Source organism: Amycolatopsis sp. NPDC047767, assembly GCF_040704195.1.
Taxonomy (GTDB): Bacteria; Actinomycetota; Actinomycetes; order Mycobacteriales; family Pseudonocardiaceae; genus Amycolatopsis.
Window position 1 is genome coordinate 1 of sequence record NZ_JBEYSJ010000037.1, and the last position, 11,177, is coordinate 11,177.

General features: G+C 71.3%; 11 protein-coding genes. 2 read left to right on the forward strand and 9 right to left on the reverse strand.

From position 1 onward, the window contains the following. Nucleotides 1-300 precede the first annotated feature (300 nt). From AB0878_RS40830 to AB0878_RS40870, 9 genes are all read right to left on the reverse strand, one after another. Nucleotides 301-735 (reverse strand): L,D-transpeptidase, encoded by a 435-nt coding sequence (locus tag AB0878_RS40830; protein WP_366586917.1) that lies wholly within the window; start codon nucleotides 733-735, stop codon nucleotides 301-303. 64 nt (nucleotides 736-799) lie between these two features. Beyond that, nucleotides 800-1,360 carry an HD domain-containing protein gene (locus AB0878_RS40835; protein WP_366586920.1) on the reverse strand — a complete coding sequence of 187 codons (561 nt, stop codon included), beginning with the start codon at nucleotides 1,358-1,360 and terminating at the stop codon, nucleotides 800-802. Nucleotides 1,361-1,375: 15 nt separating this feature from the next. Further along, nucleotides 1,376-2,104, reverse strand: a complete 729-nt coding sequence (locus tag AB0878_RS40840; protein WP_366586923.1) for a FadR/GntR family transcriptional regulator — start codon at nucleotides 2,102-2,104, stop codon at nucleotides 1,376-1,378. A gap of 340 nt (nucleotides 2,105-2,444) precedes the next feature. Beyond that, nucleotides 2,445-2,873 (reverse strand): hypothetical protein, encoded by a 429-nt coding sequence (locus tag AB0878_RS40845; protein ID WP_366586925.1) that lies wholly within the window; start codon nucleotides 2,871-2,873, stop codon nucleotides 2,445-2,447. Beyond that, nucleotides 2,870-4,528 (reverse strand): L-lactate permease, encoded by a 1,659-nt coding sequence (locus tag AB0878_RS40850; RefSeq protein WP_366586928.1) that lies wholly within the window; start codon nucleotides 4,526-4,528, stop codon nucleotides 2,870-2,872. The genes AB0878_RS40845 and AB0878_RS40850 overlap by 4 nt, the downstream gene beginning before the upstream one ends. A gap of 65 nt (nucleotides 4,529-4,593) precedes the next feature. Beyond that, on the reverse strand, nucleotides 4,594-6,309 hold the full coding sequence (locus AB0878_RS40855) for a methylmalonyl-CoA mutase family protein (RefSeq protein WP_366586931.1): 1,716 nt from the start codon (nucleotides 6,307-6,309) through the stop codon (nucleotides 4,594-4,596). Continuing rightward, a complete protein-coding gene (gene meaB / locus AB0878_RS40860; RefSeq protein WP_366586934.1) occupies nucleotides 6,306-7,274 on the reverse strand; it encodes a methylmalonyl Co-A mutase-associated GTPase MeaB in 969 nt (322 codons plus the stop codon). The genes AB0878_RS40855 and meaB overlap by 4 nt, the downstream gene beginning before the upstream one ends. Continuing rightward, nucleotides 7,271-8,707 (reverse strand): AMP-binding protein, encoded by a 1,437-nt coding sequence (locus tag AB0878_RS40865; RefSeq protein WP_366586936.1) that lies wholly within the window; start codon nucleotides 8,705-8,707, stop codon nucleotides 7,271-7,273. The genes meaB and AB0878_RS40865 overlap by 4 nt, the downstream gene beginning before the upstream one ends. Further along, the gene (locus AB0878_RS40870) at nucleotides 8,707-9,129 is read right to left on the reverse strand and encodes a cobalamin B12-binding domain-containing protein (protein WP_366586938.1); all 423 of its coding nucleotides are present in this window, start codon (nucleotides 9,127-9,129) and stop codon (nucleotides 8,707-8,709) included. The genes AB0878_RS40865 and AB0878_RS40870 overlap by 1 nt, the downstream gene beginning before the upstream one ends. Before the next feature lie 129 nt (nucleotides 9,130-9,258). Between AB0878_RS40870 and AB0878_RS40875 the strand changes: the two genes are divergently transcribed. After that, entirely contained in the window at nucleotides 9,259-10,326 is a 1,068-nt protein-coding gene (locus AB0878_RS40875; RefSeq protein ID WP_366586940.1) for a 3-hydroxyisobutyryl-CoA hydrolase, read from the forward strand. 111 nt (nucleotides 10,327-10,437) lie between these two features. Beyond that, a complete protein-coding gene (locus AB0878_RS40880) occupies nucleotides 10,438-11,145 on the forward strand; it encodes an FCD domain-containing protein (RefSeq protein ID WP_366586942.1) in 708 nt (235 codons plus the stop codon). Nucleotides 11,146-11,177: the final 32 nt, after the last annotated feature.

Genomic DNA, 11,177 nt, shown 5'->3' on the forward strand with positions numbered 1-11,177 from the left:
CAGTGGTGTGCTCTGCCGATCGGCCCCCGGCCGATCCGACCGCCCCATCCGGAAGCCGGCTAAAAGCGATCTCGCACGCCTCGGCGGAGCCGAGGCCAACAATGGAGCCACGGCGAGCAACGGCAGCACTGCGACTCGCACGCCGTCGCCCACCACGGACACCGACGCGGCCGCCCAGACGCGCGCGAAGTCCGGGCCCAGCCGTTCCCCCTGCCCCACCGTCACCCGGCCATCCTGCCAGTGCGGGGGTCCAGACCACCACGGCAACGCGGGGTGGGCGCCTCCCACCCCGCGACCGTCCTACTTCACCACCTGGACCACGTCACCCGGGTGGAGTGCGTTGTAGAAGGCCACCGCGTCGGCGTGGGAGAGGTGGACGCAGCCGTGCGACTGCACTTTCAGGCTGCCCTGGTGGAACGCCACCCCAGTGGTCGTGAAGAAGACCGAGTACGGCATGGGCCCGTTGAACTGCTTGCTGTAGTGGTCGATGTCCTTGTACTGCACGCGGAACGTGCCGGCCGGCGTCGGGTACGCGGGTTTGCCCACCGTGATGGGCACTCCGCCGCGCACGACGTTTCCGTTGTCCATCAGCCACGCCGTGCCGGTGTGCAGCTGCACGCAGGCTTTCGCCCGGGCGCCGCACGGCGCGGTGGCCGCGTTCGCGTTGCCGGCGAAGCCGATCGTGGCCGCGACCGCCGCCGCGCCCGCCAAGGCTGCCGTGATCCTCCACTTCATCGTGCTGCCTCCCGTTCAGTCACCGGGAGAATTCCCCGGCCGGCAAGATTCCAACCAACCGTGATCAGAGCGCGCGCCAGGACAGCGGCGACAACGTCAGCGCGGCCGTGGCGAGACGGCGGGCCGTCTCCGTGAACAACCCGGCACACGCGGAGCCGACCCACTCGTCCACTGTGGACACACCCGATGAGCGGTACTCCAGCGCCTGCAGAAGCATTTCCAGCTTGTCGGCGTCCTTCGCGCACCGCGCCTCAGCAGACTCCCGCGCCTCGTACTCGTCGACGGCCTCGCGCACCACGCCACGCGAACGCGACGGCAACGCGGCCGTCTGGTCCGCTGTGATCGCCCGCGGATCCGGTTTCACCAGGTACGGCCCGGCCGAATGCGGAAGGTCACCCGTCCGGGTCTCCTGCGTGTCGTGCCAGAGCGCCAGGAACGCCGCGCGCTCGGGCGACGCGCCTTCCTCCGCGGCCAGCAGCGCCGCGAGCTGGGCCGCCCGCAGGCTGTGCTCGGCCACCGACTCCGGGTCGCGCACACCGGCCTGCCACCAGCCGCTGCGGCGGACGCGTTTGAGCACCCCGAGCTCGTACCCGAAAGCCGCCAGCGCACCGGCCTCATCAGTCATGGCCGACAGCGTAGATCAGGGGTTGAGCACGCGATCGGTGTAGAAGCGCGTGATGTGGTCGGCCACGAGCTCGGCCGCGCGATCCCCGTCGCCGGCTTCGATGGCGCGCAGGATCTGCTCGTGCTCGGTCACCAAGTCGGCCGCGACGGCCCGCCAGTCGGGCAGGCGCGCGAACGCCGCCGCCATCTCCGACTCGACGGCGCCCCGCAGCGCCTGCATGAGGTCGGTGGCCAGCGCGTTGCCCGAGATCCGCGCGATGGTCACGTGGAACTCGGTGTCCAGCGCGTTGAACTGCTGGTACTCCTGGTCCGCCGCGCGCATGCCCTCGACCAGCTCGGCAAGCCGGGCCACGTCCTCGGGTGTGCGGGCCGCGGCCGCGCCGCGAGCGGCGTTGCGTTCGAGCTGCACGCGCGTCTCGACCAGATCGGCCAGGCTGATCCGCGCGAGCGCGAGGTGCAGCCGCAGCAGGTTGGTCAGTGCCGGGGTCGACCGCGCCGTGACGACCGAACCCGCGTCGGCGCCCGAACCGGTGCGCGCCTCGATGATCCCCATGGCTTCGAGTGCGCGGAGGGCTTCGCGGACGCTGGTCCGGCTCACACCCAGCGCGCTCACGAGCTCGCGTTCGCTGGGGAGCTTCTCCCCCGCGCGCAGGCTGCCGTCGAGGATCTTCTCCTCGATCTGCGCCAGGACCTGTTCGTGCATCCGCACGCGGCGCACCGGCTCCCAGGCCGCCTCGGTCGTCATGACCGGTTCCCCGGTGTTGTTTCCGGCGTCGTTTCCGGCATCACGGTGGTCACGCTCCTCCTCGGGTTCGTGCGACCCGGTCAAGGATGGACGCGGTGAGAGGGTCTGCCTGCGAACCCCGCCGGGCGGGGTCCGATCACAGTGGCGCGACCGGCCCGGAATCTCACCGGAGTTCCTCTGCACCGCGTAGTGCTCACTCAAGGTAATCGGAGCTCGCAGCCAGTGTCAATATGACCTCTTTGTTGGTATGACCACACTTACTAATCCGGCCGAAAGTAGGCCGACCCCACCCCTGACGTAACCGTTGCCACGAAGCCATTCGGCCGTGACTGTGGCCGGATCAGCAACCGTCGGCACAGTCGGCACACCATCCGACGTACCCCAGTGACCGTTCGCGCTCCTCCGCGCGGAACGCGAGGGCGAGCAGGACGTCACCCAATCGGTCGAGCACCGGCACCGCGTCGGCCGGCGCTTCTCGCGCCGCCCGCCGCGACACCGCCCGCGCGAGCTTCAACAGCCCGGCCGCCGCGCTCAGCCCGCCCAGCACCTCGAACCCGCGCGGCACCGCGACGGGCCCGAGGTCCCGGGCCGCCCGCCACAAGCGGGGCAGCTCGGGTACCGGAGTCCCGGCGGCGAGCGCGTCGGCCAGTTCGAGCAGCTCGTACTGGACGTCGAGCAGCACCGCCTCGTCGTCGGCCGGCAACGTGCACGTGGACACCGCCGCGCCGATCGCCGCGTTGGCCTCTTCGACGGCGTCGCGCGCGCTCACGGCACCATCCACGACAGCACCGGCGTCGACTGCAGGTACACCAGCACGCACATCAGCGGCACGAACACCGCCGACGCCGCGAGCACCCGCCGGAACAGCAGGCCCTCCTTGCCCGCGAGGCCCACGGCGCTCGCGCCGATCGCGAGGTTCTGCGGGCTGATCATCTTCCCCAGCACGCCGCCGCTGCTGTTCGCCGCCGCCATCAGCACCGGTTGCAGCTGGGCCCCGTGCGCGGCCGCCACCTGCAGCGCCCCGAACAGCGAGTTCGACGACGTGTCCGAACCCGTCACCGCCGTGCCGAACCAGCCCAGCAGCGGCGAGAGCAGCGCGAACAGCCCGCCGGCCCCGGCGAGGAACAGCCCGAGCGTGGCCGTCTGGCCCGACATGTTCATCACGTACGCCAGTGCCAGCACCGCCATCACCGTGAGCCCGGCGGTCCGCAGCTGCACGATCGTCTGCCCGTAGGCGCGGACCGCCTCCCGCAGCGGCACTTTCAACAGGAACGCGGACACGACCCCGGCGATGAACAGCACCGTGCCGCTGTCGGCGAGCCAGTCGAACTTGAACGACACCAGGCTCAGCGGTTTGCCCTCCGAGGTCGCGATGTGCAGGCCGGGCCAGCTGAACGTCTTCGTCGTCGTGGCCAGCGCCGCGGCCACCACCGGGATGGCGGCGATCGAGAACATCACGATGATCGTCGCGTACGGCGCGAACGACCGGAGCTGCTCGACGCGCGAGTCGACCACCGTCCGCTCGCGCACGGCCACCCCGCCACCGCCGGAAACCGGCTGCGCGCCACCACCGGGCACACGGTCGGGCGCCCGGTCCGGCGCGTCGGCCGGCTTCGGCCGCCAGAACCGCAGCAGCACCAGCACGGCAGCGGCGGACACGAGCGAAGCCGCGATGTCCGTGAGCTGCACCGGGCCGAAGTTCGCCATCAGGTACTGGACCACGGCGAAGCTCACGCCGCACACGAGCGCGGCCGGCCACGCCTGCCGCAGCCCGCGGCGTCCGTCGAGCACGATCATGAGCACCAGCGGCACGATCAGCGCGAGGATCGGCACCTGCCGCCCGGTCATCGCGGCGAGGTCGTCGAGCGGCAGCCCGGTCACTTTCGCGAGCGTGATCACGGGCAGCGCGACGGCGCCGTACGCGACGGGCGCGGTGTTGGCGATCAGCGCGACCGTCGCCGCCTTCAGCGGTTTCAGCCCGACAGCCACCAGCATCACCGAGCAGATCGCGACCGGCGCGCCGAAACCGGCGAGCGCCTCCAGCAGGGCGCCGAACGAGAACGCGATGATCACGCCCTGCACCCGCTGGTCGTCGCTGATCTTCGCGAAGGTGCGCCGCAGCACGTCGAAGTGCCCGGACACCTTCGTCATCTGGTAGATCCACAGGGAGTTCAGCACGATCCACAACGCGGGGAACAGGCCGAACGCCGCGCCTTCGAGTGCGGAGTCGAAGGCCGGGCCGGCGGGCATGCCGTAGACCGCGATGGCGACCACGATCGACAGCACGAGCGCGATGACCGAGGCCAGCCAGGCGCGGACGCGGAACACACCCAGCAGCACGAACAACACCAGCAGGGGCAGGGCGGACACGAGGGCGGACCAGCCGAGGCTGCCGCCCAGTGGCGCGGGAACCTGTGTGTACACAGGTCACCTCCGGGACTCTCGTCGTTGAGAGGGGGTGAGAAGGGTGGGGACTGCGGCTGGGCTCGTCAGAACACCGGGGTCTCGGTGTAGGAGCCGAAGACATCACGCAACGCGCCGGTGATCTCTCCCATGGACAGGTGTGCCTTCACGGCCTCGATCGTGGCGGGCATGAGGTTCGCCGCCGGATCGGCCGCCACGGCGAGCAGGTGCTCCATCGCCGCCTTCGCCCGGTCTTGGTCCCGGTCGGCCCGCACCTGCTTGAGGCGCGAGAGCTGCCGGGCTTCGGATTCCGGGTCGAGCTTGTGGGTCTCGATCTTCTCGCCTTCGCCTTCGTCGACGTACTTGTTGACGCCGATCACGGGCCGGTCGCCGCTGGCCTTGCGGCGCGCGTAGTCGTAGGCGGTGTCGGAGATCTCGCGCTGGAAGAAGCCCTGCTCGATCGCGGCGACCACACCGCCGAGCTCCTCGATCTTCGTGAAGTAGTCGTGGATGCCCTGTTCGAGGCGATCGGTGAGGTTCTCCACGTAGTACGAGCCGCCGAGCGGGTCGATCACGCTGGTGACGCCGGTTTCGTCGGCGATGATCTGCTGCGTGCGCAGCGCGACCTTCATCGCCTGCTCGCTCGGGATCGTGTAGGCCTCGTCGAGACCGTTGGTGTGCAACGACTGCGCACCGCCGAGCACGGCCGAGAGCGCCTGCAGCGCGGTGCGGATGATGTTGTTGAGCGGCTGGGGTTTCGTCAGCGTGGCCGCCGCCGTCTGCGCGTGGAACCGCAGCCGCATCGACTGCGGGTTCTGGGCGCCGAAGGTCTCCTTCATCATCTTCGCGTAGAACCGCCGCACCGCGCGGAACTTCGCGACCTCCTCGAACAGGTCGGCCTGGCTCACGAAGAAGAACGACAGCCGCGAGGCGAACTGGTCCACGTCGACCCCGGTGGCGACGACGTCCTCCACGTAGGCCTTCGTGATCGCCATCGTGAACGCGATCTCCTGCAGCGCGTTCGCTCCGGCCTCGCTGATGTGGTAGCCGGAGATGTTGACGGGGTTGTAGCGCGCCATGTGCTCGCTGGCGTAGACCACCGTGTCACGCACGATCCGCATGCTCGGCCGGACCGGGAACACCCACTCCTTCTGCGCCACGTACTCCTTGAGGATGTCGTTCTGGATCGTCCCCGAGAGCTTGTTGAGGTCGTAGCCGCGCTGCTCGGCCACGGCCACGTACATCGCGAGCAGGATCCACGCCGACGGGTTGATCGTCATCGACACGCTGATCTTCTCGAGGTCGATCCCGTCGAACAACGCCTCCATGTCCGGCAGCGTGTCGATCGCGACGCCCTCGCGGCCGACCTCGCCGAGGCTCATCGGGTCGTCGCTGTCCAGGCCCATCAGCGTCGGCATGTCGAAGTCGACGGACAGGCCGGTCTGGCCCTGCGCGATGAGGTACTGGAACCGCTTGTTCGTCTCCTCGGCCTGGCCGAAGCCCGCGATCTGGCGCATGGTCCAGGTGCGGCCGCGGTACATCGTCGGGTACGGCCCGCGCGTGTACGGGTAGCGGCCGGGCAGGCCGATGTCCTGCCAGTCGTCGGGCAGGTCGGCGGGGGTGTAGACGCGCTGCACCTCCATGCCGCTGCCGGAGCGGTAGACCTCGCGCGATTCGGGCTGGCGGTTGACGAACGCCGCGAGCTCGTCGCCCTCCCAGCCGGCGAGTTCGCGCGTGACCGCCTCGACGAGCGCCTCGGTCGTCAGTGCCCGTTCCGCCGGGGCCGGGTCGTGCTCGTTCACCACAGTTCCTCCTCGTCAGTCGTCACACCCGGCCGCCCGACCAGGCGGCGCGCGGCGGAAAGCGGGTCCTCGCGCCGCGCGGTCACGTCGTCCACCGCCCGGTCGAACGCGGGGACGCCGGGGCGCAGCCCGTCGAGCACGAGCTGTTCGGCGACCCACCGGATGCGGGTCGCGCTGTTGCGCCGGGCGCGGCGCTCGCGTTCGCCGTGCTCGGTCATCCACGCCAGGTGCGCGGCGAACCGCTCGGCGAGCTCGGGCACCCCGTCGCCGGTGGCGGCGACGGTCTGCTGGATCGGCACGTTCCACTGGTGCGGCTTGCGGTGCGAGAGCCGGAGCATGTCGCGCAGCTCGGCCACGGTCTTGGCCGCGCCTTCGCGGTCGGCCTTGTTCACCACGTGCACGTCGGCGATCTCCAGCAGGCCGGCCTTGATCGCCTGCACGTCGTCGCCCATGCCCGGCACGCTCACCACGGCCACGGTCTGGGCCGCGCTGATCACGTCGACTTCGGCCTGCCCGACGCCGACGGTCTCGAGCACCACCACGTCCTTCCCGGCGGCGTCGAGCACGGTGATCGCGTCGAGCGTGGCGCGCGAGAGGCCGCCGAGGGCGCCCCGGGTGGCGACGGAGCGGATGAACACGCCCTCGTCCCCCGCGAGGCCGGTCATCCGGATGCGGTCGCCCAGGATCGCGCCGCCGCTGAACACGCTGGACGGGTCCACCGCCAGCACGCCGACCGTCTTGCCCTGCTTGCGGTAGTGCTCGGTCAGCGCCTTGACCAGCGTGCTCTTGCCGCTGCCCGGCGGCCCGGTGAGGCCGAGCACGTGGGCGTCGCCCGCCTTGCCGTGCAGCTCGGCGAGCGCCTCGTCGACACCGGCGGTGCGCCGCTCCACGAAGGTGAGCATCCGCGCGATGGCCGGGTGCTCCCCCGCGAGCACCCGGCCCACCACGTCGGCCGGGGTCTTCACGAGCCACTTCCGAGGCGGCGCAGCAGGTCGCGGTCGTCGATCACCCGCCGCGCCTTGAACTCGGTGCGGTCGAACGTCTTGTACTCCACCGGCACCACGTGCGCGCCGACGCCGAGCGCGCGCCGCAGCTTGTCCTCGATCGCGCGGGCCCAGCCGTCCAGAGTGGACTCCGCGACGCCGCGGTGCTCAACCTGCACGGCGAGGGTGTCCATCGTGGACTTGCGGCTGATCACGATGCGGTGCTCTCCGCCGTAGCCCTCGGCGGCCATCACCACGTCGTCGATCGCGCTCGGGTACACGTTCTCGCCGCGCACGGTGAACATGTCGTCGATGCGCCCGTAGATGCCCTGCGGCAGGAACGGGTAGGTGCGGCCGCGGTCGGCCGAGGGCGCTTCCCAGCGCGTGAGGTCGTTCGACAGCAGCCGGATCATCGGCTGGCTGGTGCGCTCCAGCGTGGTGTACACGGGGGTGCCCTCGCGGCCGTAGTCCACCCGGTGGTGGTCGACCGGGTCGCACACCTCGGTGTAGACGAGGTCCTGCCAGGCGAACACACCCGGCTCGTGGTTCGCGGCACCCAGGTGCATCCACGGGCTGACCTCGGCCATGCTGCCCGAGTCGTACACCTCCGCGTCGAACGCCGCTTCGATCCGGCCGCGGATCGTCGGCACGCTGGCACCGGGTTCGCCGGAGAAGAACAGCTTGCGCAGCCCCAGATCCGCCGGGTCCACGCCCTCGTCGGCGGCGACCTCGGCCAGGTGCAGGGCGTACGACGGCGTCCCGTAGAACACGGTCACGCCCATCTGCTTCATCCACATGACCGTGCGGGCGGTCTGCCCGGGCGTGCCGGCGCCGAACGGGAACACCCGCGCGCCGAGGCGTTCCGCGCCGATGTAGGCGCCCCAGGAACCCCAGTACAGGCTCAACGGCGAGGCCACGAGGACGGTGTCGGTTTCGCGGATGCCCATCCCCCACATCACGCGGGCGTGGGCGTTGGCGACGCTGCGCCAGTCGCGCTCGCCGATGCCGAACGCGGTCGGGCGGCCGGTGGTGCCCGACGTGCCGTTCACGTGCTTGACCTCGCCCGGATCCACGGCGAGGTAGCTGCCGAACGGCTCGTGGGCCGCCTGGTCGGCGCGCAGCTCTTCCTTGCGCACCACGGGAACCTTTTCGAAGTCCGACAGGTCGCGGATGGCCGACGGGTGGATCCCCGCCTCCTCCCACTTGCGCCGGTAGAACGGCGCGTGGTCCCACGCGTAGGCCATCACCTCGCGGATGCGGGCCAGGATCGCCTCGTCGCGGTCGGCCGCGGGCATCGTCTCCCGCCGCGGGAACCAGTGCTGGTGCCCGGACGGCGGGCGGTAGGTCTCGTCGTAGCGCGGCGGCCAGCTCCACTGCTCCATCGAGGTTCCGTGGCCGGAGTCCATCGGGTCCATCACGCCTCCTCTGCGACGCCGGCCAGCGCGCGGATGCGCTCGACGATCGTCTCCGGGGTGGTGTCCTGGCCGAGCACTTCGGCGACGCCCATCTTCTTGAGCGTCTCCTCGTCCTCGTCCGGCATCACGCCGCCGGCGACGATCGCGAAACCGGGCCGGTCGGGCATCGCGTCGATCAGCTCGAAGATGCGGGTGAAGATCGGCAGGTGGGCGCCGGAGAGCAGGCTGACGCCGAGCACGTCGACGTCTTCCTGCACGGCCGCTTCCAGCACCTGCTCGGGGCTGCGGTGCAGGCCGGTGTAGATCACCTCCATGCCCGCGTCGCGCAGGGTCCGCGCGACGACCTTCACACCCCGGTCGTGGCCGTCCAGCCCGATCTTGGCCAGCATCACCCGGATCGGTTCGCCACCGCTCTCACCCACCGTGTCCACACCTCGTTCCACGACCTGAACTACAACTGGTCTTGCCTTGCATGTGGTCTGACCATAGAAGTGGGCGTACGGAATGCGCAACCCTGGAAGCCAGCACCACCCGGCCGCAGGAAGGCGGTAGTGACCGACGTGAGCACCGTTTCGGCCCGCAGACAGGGGGCGGTCGGCCGGCTGACCGTGAACCGTCCGGAGGCACTGAACGCGCTGGACCTGCCCATGATCCGGGCGATGCTGACCGCCCTCGACGAGTGGGAGTCCGACCCGGCCGTGACCGCCGTCGTGCTCGACAGCGCGGGCGACCGGGCGTTCTGCGCGGGCGGCGACATCGGCGTGGTCCACTCATCGGCCGTCGGCGATCCGGCGGTCGCGCTGACGCTGTGGCGCGAGGAGTACCGGCTCGACGCCCGCCTCGCGCGCTACCCGAAACCCGTCGTCGCGCTCATGGACGGCATCACCATGGGCGGCGGGATCGGGATCGGCGCGCACGCGGCGGTCCGGGTCGTCACCGAACGCTCGGTGCTCGCGATGCCGGAGGTCGCCATCGGCCTCGCGCCCGACGTCGGCGGCGCGCTCCTGCTCGCCCGCGCACCCGGGGAGCTCGGCCCGCACCTCGCCCTGACGGCGGGCCGGGTGGGCCCCGGCGACGCGGTCCACTGTGGACTCGCCGACCACCGCGTACCCGCCGGTCGGCTGGCCGCGCTCGTCGACGATCTCGCCGCCGGTGCGGCACCCGAACCGGCCGTGGCGAAGTACGCCGAGGATCCCGGGCCGGCGCCGCTCGCGGCCGCGCGGTGCTGGATCGACCACGCGTACGGCGGCGCGAGGACCGTCGAAGACGTGCTGTACCGCCTCGACGCCATCGACGAGCCGGGGCCGCGCGAGGCCGTCGCCGCGATCACCGCGGCCGCCCCGACGGCGCTCAAGGTGACGCTGCGGGCGGTGCGCCAGGCCCGCGCCATGAGCACGATCGAGGAATGCCTGCGCCAGGACTTCCGCCTCTGCAGCCGGTTCCTCGCGCATCCCGACCTGGCCGAGGGCATCCGGGCGGCGATCCTCGACAAGGACCGCGCACCGCGCTGGCGCCCGGGCACCCTCGCCGAGGTGGACGACGATTCCGTCGAGGCGTTCTTCGCGCCGCTGGCCGACGAGCTGGACCTGCCCGAGCCCGATCACCTGCTCCATCCGTAGCAGTCCACATTGTGGTCCGACCACCGCTGTCTTAGGCTGCGGTGGATCGGGAGCAGTGCGGGAAGCACGTGCCGACAGTCCGACAACGCGGTCGAGGAGGCGGTCCGATCGATGGGCCAACCGGACAACGTGCGGTACCTCGGGTCACCCGGCCAGGCGCTGGCGGGGATCCAGGACTGGATCGTCACCGCGCGGCTGGGCGCGGGCGACCCGCTGCCCGCCGAACGCGACCTGGCACGGGCGCTCGGCGTCGGGCCCTCGCACGTGCGCGAAGGAGTCCGCGCTCTCGAGGCGGCGGGCGTGCTCGAACCGGCCGACACGGGCAGCGCGGCCGCGGTCGTGGCCGGCGAACCGAGCGGCGCGCTGCACAAGCTGCTGCGGCTGCACCTGTCGCTGTCGCGGTTCGCCACCGGCGACCTCATGTCCATCCGCCTCGAACTGGAACGCTCGTCCGCGGCCCGGGCGGCCCGGGGCGCGGCGCAGGAGGACCTCGACCAGCTGCGGGAGGTCACCGGCGAGATGGGCCGGCCCGGCGTGACCCGGGCACGGTTCCGCGAGCTCGACTCCGGTTTCCACCTCGGCCTCGCCCGCGCCGCGCACAACGACCTCGCCGCCGTGCTGCTCGCCTCGCTCGGCGACGCCGTCGGCGACGAGATGACCGCCGGCTACGCGCGGACGGCCGACTGGCCCGCCACGGCGCGCCGGCTCGCGACCGAGCACACGTGGATCCTCGACGCGATCGAAACCGGCGACCCGGACCGCGCGTCGGCCGAGGTGACACGGCACATCGCCGGCTTCTACGGCCTGCGGGCCGGCTGAGCGGTTCCCCGGAACCCCTTGCGGGGCATAGG